This window comes from Methylocapsa sp. S129 (assembly GCF_009765995.1).
In the GTDB taxonomy this organism is placed as follows: domain Bacteria; phylum Pseudomonadota; class Alphaproteobacteria; order Rhizobiales; family Beijerinckiaceae; genus Roseiarcus.
This window is the reverse complement of record NZ_LMUI01000030.1, coordinates 412,363-432,171: the sequence shown is the minus strand read 5'-3', so window position 1 is coordinate 432,171 and position 19,809 is coordinate 412,363. Positions and strand designations below refer to the sequence as shown.

Below are 19,809 nucleotides of genomic sequence, written 5' to 3'. Positions count from 1 at the left end.
TCCGGCAAAACCCGGCGATGACGAAAATGCCCTCCGATCTTCCTGATACGACGTCCCCATCGCGCGTGGATTGGCTCGGCGCGATCAATCCGCAAATGCATGCCGTCGCCGAAAGCGGCATCGTCGAAGTGTTCAACTACGGCCGCAACCGACAGGGCCTGATCCCGCTCTGGGTCGGCGAGGGCGATCTGACGACGCCCGATTTTATCGCGGATGCGGCGAGGCTCTCCCTGGCCAAGGGCGAGACCTTCTACACCTATCAGCGCGGCATCCCCGAATTGCGCGAGACGATTGCGCGCTACATGACGCGCGTCTACGGCGCGGCGCCCGGCGGCGGCGCGCACCAGGCCGAGCGCTTTTTCGTGACCATCGGCGGCATGCATGCGCTGCAGATCGCCATGCGGATTGTCGCAGGGCCTGGCGACGAAATCGTCGTTCCATCACCCGCCTGGCCGAATTTCGACGGCGCCGTCGCGCTTGCGGGCGCACGCACCGTCAATGTGCCGATGATCAGCGGCGAGCGCTGGAGCCTCGATATCGAACGCCTCGCGGCGGCGATCACGCCGGCGACGCGGGCGATTATCGTCAATTCGCCGGGCAATCCGACCGGCTTTACGGCGACGCGCGCCGAACTTGTCGCCATCCTCGATCTTGCGCGCCGGCACGGCCTGTGGATCGTCGCCGACGAAATCTACGGCCGCCTTGTCTACCAAGGCGAACGTGCGCCTTCGTTTCATGATGTGATGGACCCCGACGACCGCATTCTATTCCTGCAGACCCTGTCGAAGAACTGGGCGATGACCGGCTGGCGCATCGGTTGGCTTGAGGCGCCGGCCGAGCTCGGGCCGACCATTGAAAATGCGATTCAATACACGACTTCGGGCGTCCCGGTTTTTATCCAGCGCGCCGCCATCGCCGCGATCGAGGAAGGCGAACCCTTCCTCGCCGATCAATTGGCCCGCATCCGGCAGAGCCGCGATATCCTATGCAGCGGTCTGGCCGCCACGGGACGTGTGCGCTTCGCCCAGCCGGAAGCGGCCTTCTATCTCTTTTGCTCGGTTGACGGCGAAGAGGACACAAGGACGTTGGCCAAACGTCTCGTCGACGAAGCGGGGCTCGGCGTTGCGCCGGGTTCGGCCTTTGGCGCTGGCGGCGAGGGCTATATCCGGCTGTGCTTCGCCCGATCGCCCGAACAGATCGCCGAAGCGACGCGCCGCTTCAGCGCCTGGCTCGCCAGGTGACGAGCGCCTCTCCGGCATTGCTCCGATTAGGCATTTTCCAAATTCGGGCTGTGGCGACCGCAGCGATGGACTAGCTATATTGCGCTGCACAAATTACAAATGGAGGTTCGTCTTCTGGAGAAAGCCATGATCGCACGCCCGCGTCGAAGCGTCCTCTATATGCCCGGATCCAATCCTCGCGCCATCGCCAAGGCCCGGAGTCTGGCGGCGGATGTGGTCATCCTCGACCTCGAAGATTCGGTCGCGCCTGAGGCAAAGGCCGCGGCGCGCGAGCAGGTCGCGGCCGCTGTCCGGGAGGGCGGTTTTGGCCGGCGCGAAGTCGTCATTCGCGTCAACGGCTTCGAATCGCCTTGGGGCCGGGACGATCTGACGGCGGCGGCGGCGGCCGGGCCCGACGCGATCCTTCTGCCCAAGATCGACGGGCCGGGCTCAGTCATGCAGGTGGCTCGCGAGCTGCGTGAGGCGGGCGCGCCCGAACGCATCCGTCTTTGGGCGATGATGGAGACGCCCATGGCTGTTCTCCATGCCGGCTCGATCGCCGCGGTGGCCGCCGATCCCGGCTCGCGGCTGGATGTGCTGGTCATGGGGCTCAACGATCTGGCCAAGGAAACGCGCGCGCGTTTCGTTCCGGGCCGCGCGTCGATGACCGCCTGGCTCGCCCTTTGCGTGGTCGCCGCCAAAGCGCATGGCGTCGATATTCTCGACGGCGTTTACAACGACATCGGCGACCTCAAAGGTTTCGAGGCCGAGTGCCTGCAGGGGCGCGATATGGGCCTTGACGGCAAGACGCTCATCCACCCCGGCCAGGTCGATATCGCCAATGCTGTTTTCGCCCCGACGAGCGCGGAAATCGACAGCGCGCAGGCGATTATTGGCGCTTTCAACTTGCCCGAAAACGCCGGTAAGGGCGCCATCCAGCTCGACGGCAAGATGGTGGAGCGCTTGCACGCCGAAATAGCCCGCCGTACGCTGGCGATCGCGCAAGGCATCGCGGCCCTGTCGGCCGCGGCGACCTGAACGCCGATCGCCGCCCGCCACGATTGGAATTTGCGGTGAGAAGCATTAGACCGGGCGCGTCAGCGCCAGCTTTGGAGCCGCGTCAATGAGCCATGCCTATCGCCCCCTCTTCCCGCTTGGCCCCGATCAAACGCGCTACCGCAAGCTGAGTGGAGACGGCGTTCGCATCGAGCATGCGCTGGGCGCCGATATGCTGGTCGTCGATCGCGAGGCGATCCGCCTCTTGAGCGAACAGGCGCTGATCGACATCAACCATCTGCTTCGCCCCGGCCATCTCGCCCAACTCGCCGGCATACTCGACGACCCGGAGGCGACGTCGAACGACAAGTTTGTCGCCTTCGACCTGTTGAAGAACGCCAATATCGCGGCGGGCGGTGTTTTGCCGATGTGCCAGGATACGGGCACCGCCATTGTTGTCGCCAAGAAGGGTCGCCTCGTCTGGACTGACGGCGGCGACGAGAGCGCGATCGCGCAAGGCATCGGTGACGCCTATGAAAAGAAGAACCTGCGCTATTCGCAGCTCGCCGCGCTTTCGATGTTCGAGGAAAAGAACACCGGCGACAATCTGCCCGCGCAGATCGAAATCCACGCCGAGGGGGAGGAATCCTACAAGTTTCTGTTCGTCGCCAAGGGCGGCGGCTCGGCCAACAAGAGCTTTTTCTATCAGGCGACGCCATCGATTCTGACGCATGACCGGATGATCGCCTTCCTCAAGGAAAAAATCCTCACGCTCGGCACGGCCGCCTGCCCGCCGTACCATCTCGCCATCGTCATTGGCGGCACCAGCGCCGAGCAGACGATGAAGACGGTCAAGCTCGCCTCGACCCGCTATCTCGACAGTCTGCCGACCTCGGGAGGACCGGACGCCCATGCCTTCCGCGATCTGGCGATGGAGGCGGAAATTCATAAACTGACGCAGCAGCTCGGCGTCGGCGCGCAATTCGGCGGCAAGTATTTCTGCCATGACGTGCGCGTCATCCGGTTGCCGCGCCACGGCGCATCGCTGCCGATCGGCCTTGGCGTCTCATGCTCGGCCGATCGTCAGGCGCTTGGCAAGATCACGAAAGACGGCGTGTTCCTCGAAGAGCTTGAACATGATCCGGCGCGCTTCATGCCGCATGTGGACGAGGAAACGCTGGGCGGGCCGGTCGTGCGCATCGATCTGACCGCGCCGATGAAAGACATTCTCGCCGAACTGTCGAGACATTCGATCCGCACCCGCCTCTCGCTGACCGGCCCGATGATCGTGGCGCGCGACTCGGCCCATGCGAAAATCCGCGAGCGGCTGGAGCGCGGCGAGCCGATGCCTGACTACTTCAAGAATCATCCGGTCTATTACGCCGGGCCCGCCAAGACGCCGGTCGGTTATGCCTCAGGCTCCTTTGGGCCGACCACGGCGGGGCGGATGGACAGCTATGTCGATCAGTTTCAGGCGGCGGGCGGGTCGCTCGTCATGCTCGCCAAGGGCAATCGTTCGAAACAGGTGCGCGAAGCCTGCGCCAAGCATGGCGGCTTCTATCTCGGCTCGATCGGCGGCCCTGCCGCCCGTCTCGCGCTGGATTGCATCCGCAAGGTCGAAGTCCTCGAATATCCGGAACTCGGCATGGAGGCGATCTGGCGCATCGAAGTCGAGAATTTCCCCGCCTTCATCGTCATCGACGACAAGGGGAACGATTTCTTCAAGGAATTGAATCTGGGCTGACGCGATTGGGAGGAGAAGGACATGGTCGTTGTCGGCGGGTGTCTGTGCAAGGCCGTGCGTTATGAAATCGCCGCTGAACCGATCGCGGCAAGGGCCTGCTGGTGTCGGGTATGCCAATATATCGGCGCCGGCAGCGCGACCGTGAACGCCGCTTTCCATAAAAGCGCCCTGACGGTTTCAGGCGAAGTCCGCGACTATCGCAGCGTCGCCGACAGCGGTTCAGTCATGCATCGCCGCTTCTGTCCCACATGCGGAACCCATTTGTTCAGCGAAGCGGAGTCGCGCCCGCATCTCGTTCTCGTGCGCGCCGGCACGCTCGACAATCCCGAAATTGCACGCCCCATCGCGACGATCTGGACCGCCAGCGCGCCGAGCTGGGCGTGCATCGACGAGTCCGTTCCGCGGATCGAAGGTCAGCCGCCGCCCGCGGGCTGAACGCGCGCCGAGCGATCCGCGTCTCTCGATTTTTCGGGTTCTCGCGCAGCCGCCATTGAACCGGAGCGGCATTCTGTGCAAGTTGCCCGCGAAAGCCCGCCAAGGGCCGAGCCCAAGGAACACCACGCATGTCGACTTTGCTTTACCAGGCCACCGTCCCGGTTTTCGTTCAGACTTTGGGGGCGCTCGACGCCATCATCGATAAGGCCGCCGCTCATGCAACGGCGCAAAAGATCGACCCTGCCGTCTTGTTGGCGTCGCGCCTGCGTCCGGACATGCTGCCGTTCGTTCGCCAGACCCAGATCGTTTGCGACAACGCCAAGAACATGGCGGGGCGCCTGGCCGGCGCCGAGATTCCCAGATTTGAGGACAATGAGGCCTCCTTCGACGACATCAAGGCGCGGATCAAGAAGACGCTCGACTATATCGGCGGCGTCAACTCCCAAGATATTGAAGCGGGAGAGAACCGCGAAATCGTCTTTCCGATCGGGCCCAACAAGATGAAGATGAAAGGCGCCGACTATATCTTTCACTTCGCCTTGCCCAATTTCTATTTCCATCTTACGACGGCCTATGGAATTCTGCGCCATAACGGGGTTGAACTCGGCAAGCGCGATTTCCTTGGCGCGGTGGTGGGGGTTTCGCCGGCCTGACGCGTTTTGGCGCGTCTGTCGTCTTCCAATTGTCATGAGGTCAAACGTATGAGCATCCATCGCATCGGCATCGGACCGCGCATGTCGCAGGCGGTCGTCCATGGCGACACGATCTATCTGGCCGGCACGGTGGCCGACAAAGCCGCCGGGAAAAGCGTCGGCGAACAGACCAAGGAAATTCTCGAAATCATCGATGGCGTGCTCGCCAAGGCTGGAACCGACAAGACCAAAATTCTGTCCGCCAATATCTGGCTGACCGACATCAAGACCTTCGCCGAGATGAACGCCGTTTGGGACGTGTGGGTCGCTCAGGGGCATACGCCGGCGCGGGCGACCGTCGAGGCCAAACTCGCCGCTCCGCAATTTAATGTCGAAATCGCCTGCATCGCCGTCAAATAGTTCAGCAAAGAAAGCTTTCGTGGAACACCGTTCTCCGCAAACCTTCGAAACAATGGCGACGCCCGGCCAGGCGATCGATCGCCTGGCCGAACTCTATGCCGAGGCGACTTCGGCGTTGCGCAGCGCGGTTGAGAAGTTTCTGACGGATGGAATCGCGCCGCCGCACGAAATCAGGGCGAAATTCCGCTACCCGCAATTGCGCGTGACGTACAAGCCCGAGGGCGTGCCGCCATCGAACCAGCGCGCTTTCGCCAAATTCACCGAAGCGGGAATCTATACGACGACTGTGACCCAGCCGGCGGCTTTTCGCGACTATCTGCTGGAGCAATTGGAGCCGCTCGTCACGGAATTTGGCGCGACCCTCGAGGTCGGAATCGGCGCCCAGGAAATTCCCTATCCCTATGTCTTCGAGACAGGCGATGAACTCGGGCGCGGCGGCGCTTCGGCTTCCGAACTCGCACGATTTTTTCCGGTGCCCCTGCTCGCGGTTGTGGGCGATGAAATCGCCGATGGCGCCTTCGAGATCAAATATGGCGCGCCGCGTCCGCTGGCTTTGTTCGACGCGGTGCGCGTCGACTATTCCTTGCGGCGGATGGTCCATTACACCGGCTCGGATTGGCGGGCTATGCAGCCCTGGGTGCTGCTGACCAATTATCACCGCTATGTCGATCAGTTCGTACGCTGGGGCCTCGAGCAATTGCGCGGCGGAACAGGCGTCGAAAAGCTTGTCTTGCCCGGCAATGTCGTCATCGACGCGAGCCTCACGGAAGAAGAGGCCGACGCGCGCATCGCCGCTGTCGCCTGGCACCGTTTCCAGATGCCGGCCTATCACGTGGTGCGCGCCGACGGGCAGGGCGTCAGCCTCGTCAATATCGGCGTCGGCCCGGCCAACGCCAAAAACATCACCGATCATATCGCCGTTCTGCGTCCCCATTGCTGGTTGATGGTCGGGCATTGCGCGGGACTGCGCCAGTCGCAGCTCATCGGGGACTATGTTCTGGCGCATGGTTATCTGCGCCAGGATCACATTCTCGACGACGCCGTGCCGCTGGATATGCCGATCCCCGCGCTTGCCGAAGTGCAGGTCGCGTTGCAGGAGGCGGTCGCGCGCGTCACGGGCGATCGCGGCGAGGCGTTGAAGCGGCGCTTGCGCACCGGCACCGTCGTCACCAACGACGATCGTAACTGGGAGCTGCGCTGGACGCAGGAGCGCCGGCGCATCAATCTTTCGCGCGCGATCGCGGTCGATATGGAATCGGGCACGATCGCGACGCAAGGTTTCCGCATGCGCGTGCCCTATGGCACGCTGCTTTGCGTTTCCGACAAGCCGCTGCATGGCGAGATCAAACTGCCGGGCGCGGCGAACGCCTTCTACGAGCGTTCGATCGGCGAGCATTTGCAGATCGGCATCGCCGCGCTGGAGCTGCTGCAAAGCCAGCGCGACACCCTGCATTCGCGCAAATTGCGCAGCTTCGACGAGCCGCCGTTCCGGTAAGGCCTGTATTGTGGACGCGGCCGATGGCCGCGTTCAGCGCTTAAGCGCTTATTTTCAGTTTGCTTCGGTGGTGGAAGATGCGCGGCCAGCGGCCGCGCGTACAAGGCTGTCTCGCCTATGCTTCCGTCAGCACCGGAATGATCGAAGCGACGAGCAGCAAAGCCATGGCGATGTTGAACGGCCGCACGAAGCGCGGATTGCTGAGAACCCGGCGCATCGCCGTCCCGAACAACACCCAGGCGGCGACGCATGGCAGGGTCACCAGCCCGAACACGAGCGCCACGATGAACACCGAGCGCGTGTAATCCTCCGACACGGCATAGGCGGTAAGGGCGCTGACCGCGATGACCCAGGCTTTGGGGTTGATCCATTGGAACGCGGCGGCGCCGAGGAAGCCCAAAGGATTGCCGCTATATTCCGTCTCGCCGACCGGCCCCGCGAACGCCAGTTTCGCGGCGAGCCACAGCATATAAGCCGCGCCGAGATAGCGCATCGCCGGCAGCAGCGCCGGAAAACGCGTAAACAGCGCGTCGAGGCCGATGCCGACGAGGCCGACCATCAGCGCGAAGCCGAGGCCGACGCCCAGCATATGCGGAATCGTGCGGCGAAAGCCGAAATTCACACCCGAAGTCAGCAGCATCAGATTGTTGGGGCCGGGCGTGATCGCCGAGACAAAGCAAAAGACCATCAACGCGTAAAGAATGCCAAACCGCATAGCCGCTCAATTCGTCTTCATGTCGGTGGGAGCCAGAAGACGCGGATATAGGCTTCTTTTCCCCGATTTGCGAATGCGCGGCGGCGGCGTTCGTCAGGCCTCAGCGATCTTCCTTTGATCCGGGGAATATTTCGCGTGCTCCTGGCGTCAATCGACGGCTCGGGTCCGGCCGTCCCGTCTTGCGCCGAGTCAGGAACCGGGGCCGGCGGCTCATCGCGGCGCCGCGGCGGCGCGCCTTGGTGCGCGCGATTGCGATCTCGCCCAGATGCGCGCCTTCCGGTTCAGCGCGCCCTTCCTCGCGCTCGATAAGCGTGGGCAGCCCGAGGAATCGCGCCCATAGCCGCCATTCCGCTCGGATCTCGCTGTCGTCGCTCGCCTCATGCAGCGTGATGGAAAGATCGGGATCGCGATGGGCCAGGCGGATTTCATAATGAAAAATCCCGTCCCGCAATGCGCTCATTCGCAGAACGACGCCGCGATAGGCGTTGGGCGCCATGGCGATATGCATGAAAACGCCAGCGACGCTGCGCGCGATCACCACGCGGTCGCGCGCCAGCAGCACCACCCGACGCCGTCCATCGGCGCGCGGATCGGAAACTTCAATGCGCCGGGGCTCGGCGACGCCCGGCTTGGGCGCGGCCGCAATGCCTGGAAGTGCTTGGGATCGCTCCGCCTGCATTTGAAATGATCTCCCGTGCGAGCCTGTTCGCTGGAGGGAGATTGGCCGGGGCGAGACTGCCGGTCGCCTAATATCTGTGGTTAAGCGCTCTTGAATCGGCCTTTTTGCCCGCCATTCGACGGGGATGGCTGGCGCGCGCTTTCCCGATTCAATCAAATTCGACGCAAATTATTTCTGAGGGATAAGAGGTCAAATCTGCTTGCGGTATTGGACGAAGCCCGAGCGCTCCGCGACCCCGTCGTAAAGTTTCATCGCCGTTAGGTTCGTTTCATGCGTCATCCAATAGACGCGCGGCGATCCCGCAACGCGCGCCCGTTCATAGACCGCCTCGATCAGCGCGCGCCCGATCCCCTTGCCGCGCGCCGCCGCGTTGGTGAACAAATCCTGCAAATAGCAGGTCGGTCCGATCATCGCAGTGTTGCGATGAAAGAGATAATGGACGAGGCCGAGAAGCCGCCCGTCCTCTTCCGCGACGATGGCGTGAACCGGCTCATAGGCGTCGAAGAAGCGCGACCAGGTCGTCTGCGTGACGTCGGTGGGTACGACGCGTTCGTAGAAACTGTTATAGCCCTCCCACAGCGGCGACCACTGGGGGAAATCGGCAGGGGTTACGGAACGGACAATCAATGCGCCGGGCATGGCGGTCTCCCAAATATTCATGAATCCTCAAGCGAGGCGCTGATCCGGTCTTTCGCGGGATCGTCGCTCAGCGCTCCTGTTCGCGCGGTTCGCGCTCCGAGGCGCCGCGTCGCGGCCGATCGCGAAAGGACTCAGCCGCTCGTCTGCGGGTTTCAAACGCCGCGCGAGTCAGGGCTTTCAACGGGCCCGTGAATCGATCGAAACTCTCGACCCGCGACACAATGCGCTCGCCGCGCGTCAATTCGCGATCGAGCGCGGCCATGGTTTTGGAAAGTTCCGCCTCTTCGTCGTCGAGCCAGACCCCGACAATTCTGCCCCAAGCGAGGGCGAGGCCTTGCAATTTGAGCGCGCCGGCGCCGCCCTCGCTTTCGATGCCGGCCGCCTCAAGCATGAAGCGCATCGAATTGACGACGACCTGATTGACGGCGAGCGCCGACAAAGGTTCGCGGCGCAGCCATTGCGTGATTTCGCGCAGGCCCTCGCGATAGGGGCTCATCGCATCAAGCCGGCGCATCAGCACGTCGAACAGCCGCTCTTTGGGCTCTTCGCTCGCCAGTTCGTCGCTGTGCTGCTCAAGCACGATCCGGTCGATGCGCTTCGAAAAGCCGGCCAGCACCGCGCCTTTGGAAGGGAAAGAATCGCGGAAATCGGCGAGCGACACGCCTGCCTTGGCTGAGATCGCCGATATCGAAATGTCCTCGAACCGTTGCTCCCCCGCCAGCGCCATCAGCGCATCGACGATGCGCGAGCGGGCATCGCCGGGGGCGCTATCGCCTTTGGCGGCGGCGGTTTCTTTGTCCTTAGCCATGCGAACTCCTCGTTTTCATTTCTCGCAATGTAAGCGCTCGCGGCTTTTCCTCCAAACAAAAGCGGGGAATGCAGCGACCGGCTCTATGATCGGGAACGATCGCGCTCATGGGCGACGCGGCGATGACGGACATTGGCCGCCTCAACGGTCCTCTGCTTCTTTGCGGAAGTCGCCGAACGCCTCGCGGCGCCCGCCCCTTCGCGCAACAGCCCCGCCATCTTCGCGATGCTGTCCTCCTCCGCCAGCGGCGTGTAGACGATCAGCCGCATGTCGGAGCCGTCGTCGATCGAAAAGCTCATATGTTCGAAAGCCATCGCGCCGGCGATCGGGTGGCGGATTTTCTTGATTCCCGAGAGGCGGCGCAGCACGTCGCGCTGCGGCCACCAGGCCCGAAACTCGGGACTTGCAGCCGTCAGCAAGGCGATCAGTCGCTCGAAATCGGGATCGCCGATATATTTGGCGCTGTCGGCGCGAAACAGGCCGAGCGCGGCGCGCGCCAGTTCCTCCCAATCGACCAGCAGATCGCGGTGGGCGCCGTCGGTAAAAATGAGATGCATCGAGTTGCGCCTGTCGCCCTCAAGCAGTCCATAATCGCCGAATATGGCTTGCGCCGCGGGGTTCCAGGCCAGCACGTCCCAGCGCCGCCCCATGACATAGGCCGGCTGGGTCGCGAGGCTCGCGAGCGTATGGCGCAGCGGCGCGTCGACCTGTTCGGGCGTTTGGGGGCGCGGGTTCGGCGCCTGGCGTCCGGCGAGAATGAACAGGTGCCGTTTCTCGGCTGCATTCAGCTTGAGCGCGTCGCCCAGCGCGGCGAGAACCTCGTTCGAAGGTCTGACGTCGCGGCCTTGTTCAAGCCAAGTGTACCAGGTCGTCCCGACGCCGGCGACCATCGCGACTTCTTCGCGCCGAAGCCCCGGCGTGCGCCGGCGCGGGCCCGACGTGAGGCCGACATCGGCCGGATCGAGACGCTCGCGCCGCGAGCGCAGGAAGGCGCCAAGCTCGCGTTGGCGGATGTCGTCGGAGGCGAAGTTCTGAAGGCTCATGGCGTGGAATGATAGCAGTATGGATACCAGGATAAAATAGGAACTGTTTGCGACACCGGGGAGCGCCCATCTTCGGTTCCGGGCAGTTCAATCCCGCCGGTCATGCCTAGCCATGACCGGCGGGTGAATAAGAAAGGAATTGCCCCGAAGCTATGGAGGCTCTCATTACAAATCTCGTAGGCAAGATCGCCCTCGTCACCGGCTCGACCGATGGCGTCGGCCGGCTCGTGGCGCGCAGGCTCGGCGAAGCCGGTGCGGAAGTCATTGTCCATGGCCGCGATTCCGGGCGCGGCGAGGAAGTCGTGTCCGAAATCAAAGCCGACGGCGGCAAGGCCCTGTTCTTCGCCGCCGACCTCTCATCCCTGGAGGAAGTGCGCGGCCTAGCCGATTCGGTGTTGCAGCATGCCGGCCGGCTCGACCTCCTCATCAACAATGCCGGCATCGGTTCGGGCGGCCCGGGCGCCGCGCGACGGACGAGCGCGGCGGGGCATGAATTGCGCTTCGCCGTGAACTATCTCTCGGGGTTTCTGCTGACCTCGCTTCTCCTGCCGCTGCTGAAGACGAGCGCCCCGGCGCGCATCGTCAATGTCGCTTCGGCCGGCCAGCAGGCGATCGAGTTCGACGATGTCATGCTCAGCCGCGGCTATTCCGGCGGCCGTGCTTATATGCAAAGCAAGCTCGCGCAGATCCTCTTCACCGTCGATCTCGCGCAAGCCCTCAAGGGGACCGGCGTCACAGTCAACGCCCTGCATCCGGCAAGCTATATGGCGACGACCATGGTGCGCGAAGCCGGCGTCTCGCCCTGGAGCACGGTCGAGGAAGGCGCGGCGGCGATCCTCAATCTCGCGACATCGCCCGATCTTACCGGGCGCAGCGGCCTCTATTTCGACGGCCTTCAGGAAACTCGGGCCAATGCCCAGGCCTATGATTCGCGGGCGCGCGAACGATTGCGCGCGATCAGCCTCGAACTCGCGGGCCTTTCATCCTCACCCCATCAATCCCAATCAGGACAACATCAGTCATGACAAACGCAATCGAACATGTCGTCATCATTGGCGGAACGTCCGGCATCGGCCTTGCCGCGGCCAAGCGGCTCGCCGGCGAAGGCATGAAAGTCACCATCGCGGGCCGCGATCGGGACCGGCTCGCCGCCGCCAGCGCGGCGCTTGCCGGCAAAGCCGACGCTCGGGCGCTCGATGCGTCCGACGCGGCGCAGGTTCGTGAATTTTTCGGGACGCTCGGCGCCTTCGATCATCTTGTGCTGGCTTTGGGCAGCAGCCGCGGAACCGGCGCTTTCGCGACGCTCGATCTGACGGACGTGCGGCGCGGCTTCGAAGAAAAGGTCTGGCCGCATCTGTCCTGCGCCCAGGCCGCCCTGCCGACGATCCGCAAAGACGGCTCGATCACCTTCATCTCCGCGGTGTCGGCTGAGATGGCGGCGCCGGGAACGGCCGGGATCGCGGCCGCCAATGGCGCGCTCGCCATTGTCACGCCCATTCTAGCGGCCGAGCTGCGGCCGCTGCGCGTCAATGCGGTGTCGCCCGGCGTCGTCGACACGCCCTGGTGGGACTTTTTGGCTGCCGACCGGCGCCAGGCGGCTTTCGCCGCTTACGCCGGCATGTCGCCGGTCGGCCGCGTCGGAACGCCGGACGATATCGCCAAAGCGATCGCGTTTCTGATCGCGGACAGTTTTGTCACCGGCCATGTGCTCACCTGCGATGGCGGGTTGCGGCTCGCGGCGTGAGGGCGGGGCTCATTCCCGATGCGGGAAGTTAGCGCGAAAGCCCGATCAGCCCGCCAGCTCTCCGGCGCGCTTGTGGGCGGCGGCGACCGCGCGGCGCATCAGCGGCGCGAGCCCGTCGGGCGCGCGCAGCGCGGCGAGGGCGGCGGCGGTGGTGCCGGCTGGAGAGGTCACATTTTCGCGCAGGCGCGAGGCTGGAACATCCGGCTCGCGATGCATCAGTTCGCCGGCGCCCTCGACAGTCGCCCGCGCGAGCCGCATCGCCACATCTTCGGCGAGCCCCAGGGCCGCGCCGGCTTCCGCGAGCGCCTCGACGAGCGCGAACACATAGGCCGGCCCTGAGCCCGAGACCGCGGTCACGGCGTCGATCAGATCCTCGCCTGGCAGCCATTCGAACTGGCCGACGGCGCAAAGAAGCGCCTGCGTTATCGCGCGCTGGCGTGTCGTCACCGCCGCGCTGGCGGCCGCGCCGGCGATTCCGCGCCCGACCGCCGCCGGCGTATTGGGCATGGCGCGAACGAAAGCGCGGGCGTCGGGCAATCGCGCCTCAAGATTGGCGATGGTCTTGCCGGCGATAATCGACAAAACCAGCGTCTGCGCACCGGCTAATAGTCTGAGTTCAGGCACGGCGGCGTCCAGCATCTGCGGCTTGACCGCGAGAACCAGAACCTCCGGCGCCGTTCGATTGGCGGCGGGCGGATTGAGGGCGATATGACGCGCCCCGGCGAGCGCCAGGATTTCGGGCGACGGCGCGGGATCGACCAGCGTGATTCGGGACGGCGCCAGGCCGCCTTCGAGCCAGCCCTGCAACAGGGCGCCGCCCATTTTGCCGGCGCCGACAAGCGCCAGAGACTGCGGCCATTGGGTCATTTTCGGTTCCTCACCCTCTTGCTGGAGCGGTTCAATTTCTGTCGCCACGCCTCACGCCGTCCTGGCCGGTCTTGTGCCGGCCATCCACGCTGTAACGCCGCCGCGAGCCTGTCGGAAGAATATGCAACGTCCCGGCATGGATGGCCGGGACAAGCCCGGCCATGACGGCGATGGCAGTTCTCTCAGCGTCTTCCGTGTCGCCCTCAGGCGCTGCCCTGGGTCTCGAACATGGCGAGCTCAAGCGCTTCGCGCGCGCTCCGGCCGGCCCACAGAACGAACTGAAAAGCCTGATAATAATTCTCACAGGCCTTCAGCGCCTCATGAACGATCGTGCCGCATTGCGCATCATTGGCCTGCGCGCCGCCCGCCAGCACCAGCGAATGGCGGAACATGACGATGTTTTCATTGCTCCACAGATCGAAATGGCCGATCCACAATTGCTCGTTGATCATTTGAGCGAGCGTGGAGATTTCGGCGCGTCGGCGGGCGGGAATTTTCAGGTCGAACGAACAGCCGACATGCAGCGATTCAATGTCGGGCAGCCAAGTGAAGGCGACTTCATATTGCGTCCAGGCGCCCGAAACCAGGATCGAAATCTCGTCCTCGTCGGCGCGATCGAACGCCCAGTCGTTAAGCGCGGCCAGACGCTCCACCACATCGACCGGATGCTCGGCGCGGTCGGCGACAAAACTCTGGCTGGGCGTCATTCTTGAGCCTTCGGGATGCGATGGAGCGGGACGCCGGAACACGCTTGCACAAACCGAGAGGCGAACGGCCAAGACCGAATCACCTGACCCGACTATAGCCGCACAAGAGGCCCTCGAACATGCGTCGCAAACTCGCGGATTCGCAGCCCCGCGTAAACCTCCCGTTAAGCGTCATCCACAGAATCAGCGAAACGAATCAAGGCTATGGCGTTGGCCGCGCGGATTGAGTCGGCGTTGAGTCCAATTTGGCTTCAAGCGCCGCCACCCGCTCGCGCAATCGGTCGTTTTCGGCTCGGGCCAGCGCCGCCATGTCGCGCACGGCCTCAAATTCCTCGCGCGTGACGACATCCATCCCCGAGAGCAATCGCTCGAGCTGGCTGCGCAGCGCGGTATCGACTTCGCGGCGCGCGCCGTCGGCGAGGCCGGCGGCGTCGGTCATCAGCTTGGAAAGGTCGTCGAAAAAGCGGCTGCGGGTCTGGGGCATGTCCGGGCTCCGAGAGGGGCGAATGTCTCGCCCGATATCTGGAGCCCGCCGCCGTTGGATGCAAGACCCGGTTCGGCTATGCTCGTCGCGGCCCCAAAACCGGGTCGATTCCGGAGGAGAACGAATCCCATGACCAAATCAATTGGCTGCGCTGTTTTGACGCTCATGCTTTTGGGGGCCCCGACGCTCGCTTTCGCTGATTCATCCTGCAGCGCGCAGGCCATGGACAAGAAACTCGCCGGCGCCGCCAAAACGAGCTTCTTGAAGAAATGCGACGCGGACGCCTCCACTTCATGTGACAAGCAGGCTGCTGACAAGAAGCTCGCTGGCGCGGCCAAAACGAGCTTCACCAAGAAATGCGTCGCCGACGCGACGGGCGCGTAAGAGGCGCTTCGATTCGTCGCTTCCGGGCGCTACTTTCGCCGCGCGAGGCGCGGGCGCGCCGGCGCCCCGGAGGCGACGAGAAGCTTGCGATATTCGTCGCGTTTCTCGTGAATGGACGCGATGACGATGCCCATCGGCACGCCGATATCGACGAGAACCGCCTCGGAGAGCTGCAGGCTCGCCTCGATTGTCTCAGGCACCGCGTCGGTGACGCCCAGGTCATAAAGCATCTTGGCATGGGTGGCGTCGCGCGCCCTGGCGACGAGGGTCAGGTCCGCGCGGAGAGTGCGCGCGGCTTCGACCACCGCCTCATTGGCGCGCGGCGCGTCCATCGTAACGACCAGCGCGCGCGCGGTCTCGACGCCGCAGCGGCGCAGGAATTCCGGCCGCGTCGCATCGCCGAAAAAGATCGGTTTTCCCGCCCGGCGCTCCCGGGCGATCAGATTGGCGTCCGAATCGACCGCGATATAGGGAATTTTGTGGCGGTCCAGCATGTCGCCGATCAGCGCGCCGACGCGGCCATAGCCCACGATGATGACGCGGTGTGCGTCGTCCTCCGGCGGCGGCTCCATCGCTTCGGGCGAAAGGCTCGGCGCAGGCGCGTGGCCGGCCAGAAACTCGCCCAGCCTGGCCAGCGCCGGCGTGACGAGCATGGTCAAGGTCACCGCGACGAGAATCATCTGCCCGATTTGCGGCGCGACCACCTTGCCCGCGACCGCGGCGCTGATCATCACGAAAGCAAATTCCCCGCCCGGGCCGAGCAAAAGCGCGACTTCGCGGGCAACCCGCGCCGGCAATCTAAAGACGGGGCCGAGCGCCATCACGGCTAGCGCCTTGGCGATCACGAGGCCGCCGGCAATCAAGAGAATGGGCGCCGGCGAAGCGAACAGCAGCGAAAGGTCGAGCTCAGCGCCGACCGCCACGAAAAACAACCCGAGCAGCAGACCCTTGAAAGGCTCGATCGTCACCTCGATCTCGCGCCGATATTCGGTCTCGGCCAGAAGAAGGCCGGCGATGAAGGCGCCGAGCGCCATCGACAATCCGCTGACCGCCGCGATCAGCCCCGTGCCGAGCACCACCAGCAGGCAGGCGGCCATGAAGAATTCCGTGCTCTTGGTCATTGCGACGGAATGAAAAAGCGGGCGCAGCACGCGCCGCCCGAGCACGATGAGTCCCGTCAACGCCAAAGCGGCGGGCGCGATCGTCAAGGCGAGGTCGATCCCCAGCCCGTTTTCCTGCCCGCCGATCAGCATCGTCACCATGAACAGCAGCGGCGCGACCGCCAGATCCTGGAACAGGAGGATCGCGAAGCTGACGCGCCCGGCAGCCAGATTGAGCCGCTTGCGCTCGGCCAGCACGGGAATGATGATCGCGGTCGAGGAGAGCGAAAGCGCCGCTCCGATCACCAAAGCGGCGGCCGGCTGCTGCCCAAGTCCGAAGGCGATCGCCGCGAGCAGCAGCGCCGAAAGCACGACCTGGGCGCCGCCGAGTCCGAACACGAGGCGCCGCATGCGCGTCAGGCGCTCGAACGACAGTTCGAGGCCCATCATGAACAAAAGAAACACGACGCCGAAAGCCGCGACGTGGTCGATCGTCTCGACGTTGGTCAGCGCCAGCGCGTCGAGCCAGGGCGCGCGCGCGACGAGGCTCCCCAGCCCAAAGGGTCCCAAAGCGACGCCTGCGAGCAGAAAGCCGAGCACAGGGCTGATGCGCAGGCGAAAAAACAGCGGCGCGACAATTCCCGCCGTGACGAGAAACAGCAGCGTTTCCTTATAGACGGCAAGATCGAAAGGAGCGTTCACACGCGGCTCCCGCTGAGCGTTCGAGACAATGGGCGAAACAGAGCTTAGTTGATTCGCGACTCGGCGCGACTCATTCCTCCTGGCTCGTTCCGTTGGCCTGCTTCCTGCTTGTTCACACGCGAGGCGATGCCTCGCGCGGTCGCGCGCGGCGCCGCGCCATGATATCAGGCGAAGTCAGACATCAAGGAGCCGCCCGTGAACCCCGCAAGCCACCAGACCGAAGTGCTTTCCATCATGAGGCTCGCCCCGGTCATTCCGGTGCTGACGGTCCGGGACGCGGAAGACGGCGTCGCCCAGGCGCGCGCATTGGTCGCGGGTGGCCTGTTCGCGATCGAGGTGACGCTGCGCACGGCCGGCGCCCTCGCAGCGATCAAGGCGATCCGCGATTCCGTTCCCGGCGCGATGGTTGGCGCCGGCACGGTCCTGACATCAGAGCATATCGCCCAGGCCTGCGCGGCGGGCGCGCGTTTTCTCGTCAGCCCCGGCGCTTCGCCGCGCCTCGCGCAGGCGGCCGCCGCCGCGCCTGTCCCGTTCCTGCCGGGCGTTGCGACGGCGTCCGAGGCCATCGCCCTGATGGAGCTTGGCTTTCACGCGCTGAAATTGTTTCCCGCCGAAGCGGTCGGCGGCGCCAAATTGCTCGCCTCGCTCGCCGGCCCGCTACCCGATTTGCGCTTCTGCCCGACGGGCGGCATCGATCTGGCCAAAGCGCCGAGCTATCTCGCGCTGCCCAATGTCCTCTGCGTCGGCGGCTCCTGGATGCTGCCCAAGGCTGCGCTCGCCTCAGGCGATTACGCGACCGTCGAGACATTGGCGCGCGAGGCGGCGGCGCTGCCAAAAGCCTAAGGACGCACCTGGCCGTCGCCGCGCACGCGATATTTGAACGTGCAGAGTTGTTCGACGCCGACGGGTCCGCGCGCATGCATGCGGCCCGTCGCGATGCCGATTTCGGCGCCGAAGCCGAATTCGCCGCCATCGGCGAATTGCGTCGAGGCGTTGTGCAGGACGATCGCCGAATCGACTTCTTTCAGAAAGCGCTCGGCCGCCGCGCGATCTTCGGTGAGAATGCAATCGGTGTGATGCGAGCCATAGGCCTCGATGTGATCGATCGCGGCGCTGAGCCCGTCCACGATCCGGCAGGAAAGGATCGCGTCGAGATATTCCGTGCGCCAGTCCGCCTCGGCCGCTTCGCTGACGCGTGGATCGGCCGCCATCGTCGCGCTATCGCCCCGCACAGCGCAGCCAGCGTCGAGCAGCGCCTTGACCAACGGCGCCAGATGGGTCGCGGCGCAGGCCTTGTCGACAAGCAAGGTCTCGGCGGCGCCGCAAACGCCGGTGCGGCGCAGCTTGGAATTGACGACGATGCGGATCGCTTCCTCGAGGTCGGCGGCGCGATCGACGTAAATATGCACGAGGCCTTCGAGATGGGCGAAGACGGGCACGCGCGCCTCGCGCTGGACCCGCTCGACGAGACTCTTGCCGCCGCGCGGCACGATCACGTCAAGCGCGCCGCCCAGGCCATCGAGCATTTCGCCGACCGCCTCGCGCGATGCGAAGGGCGCGCGCGCAATCGCGGCCTCCGGCAAGCCGGCGCGGCGAAGCCCCTCGACGAGACAGGCATGAATCGCGGCCGAGGAGTAAAAACTGTCCGAGCCGCCGCGCAGCACCGCCGCATTGCCGCTTTTCAGGCAGAGAGCGCCGGCGTCGGCGGTGACGTTGGGCCGGCTCTCGTAGATGATGCCGACGACGCCGAGCGGCGTGGCGACGCGCTCGATCCGCAACCCGTTGGGCCGCTCGAAATGCGCGAGAACGCGCCCGATCGGGTCGGGCAGGGCCGCGACTTCCTCCAGCCCGCGCGCCATCGCCTCGATGCGCGCCTCGTCGAGAAGCAGCCTGTCGAGAAAGGCGGGCGCCGCGCCTTTCGCTTTCGCGGCGGCGATATCGCGCGCATTGGCGGCGAGGATTTCGTCGCCGCTTTGGCGCAGGGCGCCGGCGGCGGCCAGCAGTGCGTCGGTCTTGGCCTGCGCGGGGGCGATGGCGAGCGCCCGCGCCGCCTCGCGCGCCTGCGCGCCGATGGCGCGCATAGCCGCCCGGACGTCGTTCGCAGGTTCGACAAGGCTGATCGCAGGCTCCATATGTCCAATCCGTCGGAGGGGCGCGGCGGGGTTGGGCCTTTCTTTAGGGCAGGCGCGCCGCGCGAGGGCTCCTATATAGTCAGCGCCGCTAAAATTGGGAAGTTTGGCGGCGCGCATCTTGCTTGGGGGTTACGCGAGCGGCTGAAGATTGAGGCAAAAAAAAGAGCGTGAGGCGCTATCGCTTCGTGTTTCCTGCCGCTAGTTTAGCGCTGCGTTCCGGCGCGTATTTCGAATCGGTGAAAATGGGCTGGTCATGGGGACCCGTTTTTCGGTTGCTTTGCTTTCCGTTGGTTTTGCGGTCGTTTCGGGGCTGCTCAGCGGGTGTTCGTCGCTGCCGCAACAGGCGGCGAACGGGCCGTCCAGCGCTTACCCTCTTTCGGAAGTCCGCCTCGGCGCACTGGACCATGATCCGCTCAGTCCGGAGCGCGGCAGCGTCGACGTGAGCGCGGAAGCCTTGTTCGTCAAACCCTTCACCTCGTCCGATCCGCTGTGGAACGCGCTTCTTCCGCGCCCCGATATCGGCGGAACCGTCAATTTCGACCGGAAAACCAGCGAGGCCTATGCCGGCCTTGCCTGGGATTACAATGTGACCGATCGCGTGTTCGTCGAGGGCGCTCTCGGCGGTTCGGTGAACGACGGTCATTTCGGCGCCATCATCCCCCCTGGCTTTAACGACATGGGCTGCGATGTTTCATTCCGCGAATCCGCTTCGCTCGGATATCGTCTGACGCAAAACTGGAGCGTCATGACTACGATCGAGCATATGTCCAACGCCGGTCTGTGCGCGGAGAACCGCGGCCTGACCAATATGGGCGCGCGTATCGGCTACGCCTTCTGAGGCGGGGGCGTCGAGGCGGCCCGGC

General features: G+C 64.6%; 22 protein-coding genes. 12 read left to right on the top strand and 10 right to left on the bottom strand.

Going from position 1 to position 19,809, the window contains the following annotated elements; translation table 11 throughout:
* The first annotated feature begins 26 nt into the window (after nucleotides 1–26).
* The 7 genes from GSQ90_RS19675 (at nucleotide 27) to GSQ90_RS19645 (ending at nucleotide 6,942) form a co-directional block, all read left to right on the top strand.
* The gene (locus tag GSQ90_RS19675) at nucleotides 27–1,241 is read left to right on the top strand and encodes a pyridoxal phosphate-dependent aminotransferase (RefSeq protein WP_158816575.1); all 1,215 of its coding nucleotides are present in this window, start codon (nucleotides 27–29) and stop codon (nucleotides 1,239–1,241) included.
* 126 nt (nucleotides 1,242–1,367) lie between these two features.
* Nucleotides 1,368–2,258: a CoA ester lyase gene (locus GSQ90_RS19670; protein ID WP_174247504.1), complete on the top strand. Its 891-nt coding sequence runs from the start codon at nucleotides 1,368–1,370 to the stop codon at nucleotides 2,256–2,258.
* Between the two features lie 85 nt (nucleotides 2,259–2,343).
* Complete coding sequence (locus GSQ90_RS19665) at nucleotides 2,344–3,960, top strand: fumarate hydratase (protein WP_158816574.1); 1,617 nt, start codon at nucleotides 2,344–2,346, stop codon at nucleotides 3,958–3,960.
* Nucleotides 3,961–3,981: 21 nt separating this feature from the next.
* On the top strand, nucleotides 3,982–4,395 hold the full coding sequence (locus tag GSQ90_RS19660) for a GFA family protein (RefSeq protein WP_158816573.1): 414 nt from the start codon (nucleotides 3,982–3,984) through the stop codon (nucleotides 4,393–4,395).
* A gap of 128 nt (nucleotides 4,396–4,523) precedes the next feature.
* Nucleotides 4,524–5,048, top strand: a complete 525-nt coding sequence (locus GSQ90_RS19655) for a DUF1993 family protein (RefSeq protein WP_158816572.1) — start codon at nucleotides 4,524–4,526, stop codon at nucleotides 5,046–5,048.
* A gap of 48 nt (nucleotides 5,049–5,096) precedes the next feature.
* The gene (locus tag GSQ90_RS19650) at nucleotides 5,097–5,447 is read left to right on the top strand and encodes a RidA family protein (protein WP_158816571.1); all 351 of its coding nucleotides are present in this window, start codon (nucleotides 5,097–5,099) and stop codon (nucleotides 5,445–5,447) included.
* A 19-nt stretch (nucleotides 5,448–5,466) separates the two neighbouring features.
* On the top strand, nucleotides 5,467–6,942 hold the full coding sequence (locus GSQ90_RS19645) for an AMP nucleosidase (RefSeq protein WP_371418404.1): 1,476 nt from the start codon (nucleotides 5,467–5,469) through the stop codon (nucleotides 6,940–6,942).
* Nucleotides 6,943–7,057: 115 nt separating this feature from the next.
* On the opposite strand, the gene GSQ90_RS19640 is transcribed toward GSQ90_RS19645, so the two are convergent.
* The 5 genes from GSQ90_RS19640 to GSQ90_RS19620 all read right to left on the bottom strand — a co-directional run bounded on the left by GSQ90_RS19640 (nucleotide 7,058) and on the right by GSQ90_RS19620 (nucleotide 10,826).
* Nucleotides 7,058–7,657, bottom strand: coding sequence for a LysE family translocator (locus GSQ90_RS19640; RefSeq protein WP_158816569.1), 600 nt, complete (start codon nucleotides 7,655–7,657; stop codon nucleotides 7,058–7,060).
* 100 nt (nucleotides 7,658–7,757) lie between these two features.
* Nucleotides 7,758–8,336, bottom strand: a complete 579-nt coding sequence (locus GSQ90_RS19635; protein ID WP_158816568.1) for a DUF6101 family protein — start codon at nucleotides 8,334–8,336, stop codon at nucleotides 7,758–7,760.
* Between the two features lie 189 nt (nucleotides 8,337–8,525).
* Nucleotides 8,526–8,975, bottom strand: a complete 450-nt coding sequence (locus GSQ90_RS19630) for a GNAT family N-acetyltransferase (RefSeq protein WP_158816567.1) — start codon at nucleotides 8,973–8,975, stop codon at nucleotides 8,526–8,528.
* A 67-nt stretch (nucleotides 8,976–9,042) separates the two neighbouring features.
* Nucleotides 9,043–9,783, bottom strand: a complete 741-nt coding sequence (locus GSQ90_RS19625; protein WP_158816566.1) for a TetR/AcrR family transcriptional regulator — start codon at nucleotides 9,781–9,783, stop codon at nucleotides 9,043–9,045.
* Between the two features lie 83 nt (nucleotides 9,784–9,866).
* On the bottom strand, nucleotides 9,867–10,826 hold the full coding sequence (locus GSQ90_RS19620) for a helix-turn-helix transcriptional regulator (RefSeq protein ID WP_158816565.1): 960 nt from the start codon (nucleotides 10,824–10,826) through the stop codon (nucleotides 9,867–9,869).
* Nucleotides 10,827–10,978: 152 nt separating this feature from the next.
* Between GSQ90_RS19620 and GSQ90_RS19615 the strand changes: the two genes are divergently transcribed.
* Together GSQ90_RS19615 and GSQ90_RS19610 are read left to right on the top strand one after the other, a co-directional pair.
* A complete protein-coding gene (locus GSQ90_RS19615) occupies nucleotides 10,979–11,851 on the top strand; it encodes an SDR family NAD(P)-dependent oxidoreductase (RefSeq protein ID WP_158816564.1) in 873 nt (290 codons plus the stop codon).
* Nucleotides 11,848–12,570 (top strand): SDR family oxidoreductase, encoded by a 723-nt coding sequence (locus tag GSQ90_RS19610; RefSeq protein WP_158816563.1) that lies wholly within the window; start codon nucleotides 11,848–11,850, stop codon nucleotides 12,568–12,570. The genes GSQ90_RS19615 and GSQ90_RS19610 overlap by 4 nt, the downstream gene beginning before the upstream one ends.
* 45 nt (nucleotides 12,571–12,615) lie before the next feature.
* Here the strand turns inward: GSQ90_RS19610 and proC are convergent, their stop codons facing one another.
* The 3 genes from proC to GSQ90_RS19595 form a co-directional block, all read right to left on the bottom strand.
* Entirely contained in the window at nucleotides 12,616–13,437 is an 822-nt protein-coding gene (proC, locus tag GSQ90_RS19605; protein ID WP_158816562.1) for a pyrroline-5-carboxylate reductase, read from the bottom strand.
* Between the two features lie 203 nt (nucleotides 13,438–13,640).
* Nucleotides 13,641–14,144 (bottom strand): YbjN domain-containing protein, encoded by a 504-nt coding sequence (locus GSQ90_RS19600; protein WP_158816561.1) that lies wholly within the window; start codon nucleotides 14,142–14,144, stop codon nucleotides 13,641–13,643.
* Between the two features lie 202 nt (nucleotides 14,145–14,346).
* Nucleotides 14,347–14,628, bottom strand: coding sequence for an accessory factor UbiK family protein (locus tag GSQ90_RS19595; RefSeq protein ID WP_158816560.1), 282 nt, complete (start codon nucleotides 14,626–14,628; stop codon nucleotides 14,347–14,349).
* A gap of 129 nt (nucleotides 14,629–14,757) precedes the next feature.
* On the opposite strand from GSQ90_RS19595, the gene GSQ90_RS19590 reads away from it, so the two are divergent.
* On the top strand, nucleotides 14,758–15,012 hold the full coding sequence (locus GSQ90_RS19590; RefSeq protein WP_158816559.1) for a hypothetical protein: 255 nt from the start codon (nucleotides 14,758–14,760) through the stop codon (nucleotides 15,010–15,012).
* A gap of 29 nt (nucleotides 15,013–15,041) precedes the next feature.
* Here GSQ90_RS19590 and GSQ90_RS19585 read toward each other — a convergent pair whose 3' ends face one another.
* Nucleotides 15,042–16,814 (bottom strand): cation:proton antiporter, encoded by a 1,773-nt coding sequence (locus tag GSQ90_RS19585; RefSeq protein WP_158816558.1) that lies wholly within the window; start codon nucleotides 16,812–16,814, stop codon nucleotides 15,042–15,044.
* Nucleotides 16,815–17,009: 195 nt separating this feature from the next.
* Between GSQ90_RS19585 and eda the strand changes: the two genes are divergently transcribed.
* A complete protein-coding gene (gene eda, locus GSQ90_RS19580) occupies nucleotides 17,010–17,657 on the top strand; it encodes a bifunctional 4-hydroxy-2-oxoglutarate aldolase/2-dehydro-3-deoxy-phosphogluconate aldolase (RefSeq protein WP_256366618.1) in 648 nt (215 codons plus the stop codon).
* Here the strand turns inward: eda and GSQ90_RS19575 are convergent.
* Nucleotides 17,654–18,946: a glutamate-5-semialdehyde dehydrogenase gene (locus GSQ90_RS19575; protein WP_158816557.1), complete on the bottom strand. Its 1,293-nt coding sequence runs from the start codon at nucleotides 18,944–18,946 to the stop codon at nucleotides 17,654–17,656. The two genes, eda and GSQ90_RS19575, sit on opposite strands and share 4 nt — an antisense overlap.
* A 253-nt stretch (nucleotides 18,947–19,199) precedes the next feature.
* Here GSQ90_RS19575 and GSQ90_RS19570 point away from each other — a divergent pair, with 253 nt between their 5' ends.
* Nucleotides 19,200–19,784, top strand: coding sequence for an acyloxyacyl hydrolase (locus tag GSQ90_RS19570; RefSeq protein WP_158816556.1), 585 nt, complete (start codon nucleotides 19,200–19,202; stop codon nucleotides 19,782–19,784).
* Nucleotides 19,785–19,809 lie beyond the last annotated feature (25 nt).

What these genes read in the sequence shown, in the direction of transcription:
- GSQ90_RS19675 (WP_158816575.1), top strand. Translation starts at nt 27, where the DNA reads ATGCCCTCCGATCTTCCTGATACGACGTCCCCATCGCGCGTGGATTGG.
- GSQ90_RS19670 (WP_174247504.1), top strand. Translation starts at nt 1,368, where the DNA reads ATGATCGCACGCCCGCGTCGAAGCGTCCTCTATATGCCCGGATCCAAT.
- GSQ90_RS19665 (WP_158816574.1), top strand. Translation starts at nt 2,344, where the DNA reads ATGAGCCATGCCTATCGCCCCCTCTTCCCGCTTGGCCCCGATCAAACG.
- GSQ90_RS19660 (WP_158816573.1), top strand. Translation starts at nt 3,982, where the DNA reads ATGGTCGTTGTCGGCGGGTGTCTGTGCAAGGCCGTGCGTTATGAAATC.
- GSQ90_RS19655 (WP_158816572.1), top strand. Translation starts at nt 4,524, where the DNA reads ATGTCGACTTTGCTTTACCAGGCCACCGTCCCGGTTTTCGTTCAGACT.
- GSQ90_RS19650 (WP_158816571.1), top strand. Translation starts at nt 5,097, where the DNA reads ATGAGCATCCATCGCATCGGCATCGGACCGCGCATGTCGCAGGCGGTC.
- GSQ90_RS19640 (WP_158816569.1), bottom strand. Translation starts at nt 7,657, where the DNA reads ATGCGGTTTGGCATTCTTTACGCGTTGATGGTCTTTTGCTTTGTCTCG.
- GSQ90_RS19635 (WP_158816568.1), bottom strand. Translation starts at nt 8,336, where the DNA reads ATGCAGGCGGAGCGATCCCAAGCACTTCCAGGCATTGCGGCCGCGCCC.
- GSQ90_RS19630 (WP_158816567.1), bottom strand. Translation starts at nt 8,975, where the DNA reads ATGCCCGGCGCATTGATTGTCCGTTCCGTAACCCCTGCCGATTTCCCC.
- GSQ90_RS19625 (WP_158816566.1), bottom strand. Translation starts at nt 9,783, where the DNA reads ATGGCTAAGGACAAAGAAACCGCCGCCGCCAAAGGCGATAGCGCCCCC.
- GSQ90_RS19620 (WP_158816565.1), bottom strand. Translation starts at nt 10,826, where the DNA reads ATGAGCCTTCAGAACTTCGCCTCCGACGACATCCGCCAACGCGAGCTT.
- GSQ90_RS19615 (WP_158816564.1), top strand. Translation starts at nt 10,979, where the DNA reads ATGGAGGCTCTCATTACAAATCTCGTAGGCAAGATCGCCCTCGTCACC.
- GSQ90_RS19610 (WP_158816563.1), top strand. Translation starts at nt 11,848, where the DNA reads ATGACAAACGCAATCGAACATGTCGTCATCATTGGCGGAACGTCCGGC.
- proC (WP_158816562.1), bottom strand. Translation starts at nt 13,437, where the DNA reads ATGACCCAATGGCCGCAGTCTCTGGCGCTTGTCGGCGCCGGCAAAATG.
- GSQ90_RS19600 (WP_158816561.1), bottom strand. Translation starts at nt 14,144, where the DNA reads ATGACGCCCAGCCAGAGTTTTGTCGCCGACCGCGCCGAGCATCCGGTC.
- GSQ90_RS19595 (WP_158816560.1), bottom strand. Translation starts at nt 14,628, where the DNA reads ATGCCCCAGACCCGCAGCCGCTTTTTCGACGACCTTTCCAAGCTGATG.
- GSQ90_RS19590 (WP_158816559.1), top strand. Translation starts at nt 14,758, where the DNA reads ATGACCAAATCAATTGGCTGCGCTGTTTTGACGCTCATGCTTTTGGGG.
- GSQ90_RS19575 (WP_158816557.1), bottom strand. Translation starts at nt 18,946, where the DNA reads ATGGAGCCTGCGATCAGCCTTGTCGAACCTGCGAACGACGTCCGGGCG.
- GSQ90_RS19570 (WP_158816556.1), top strand. Translation starts at nt 19,200, where the DNA reads ATGGGGACCCGTTTTTCGGTTGCTTTGCTTTCCGTTGGTTTTGCGGTC.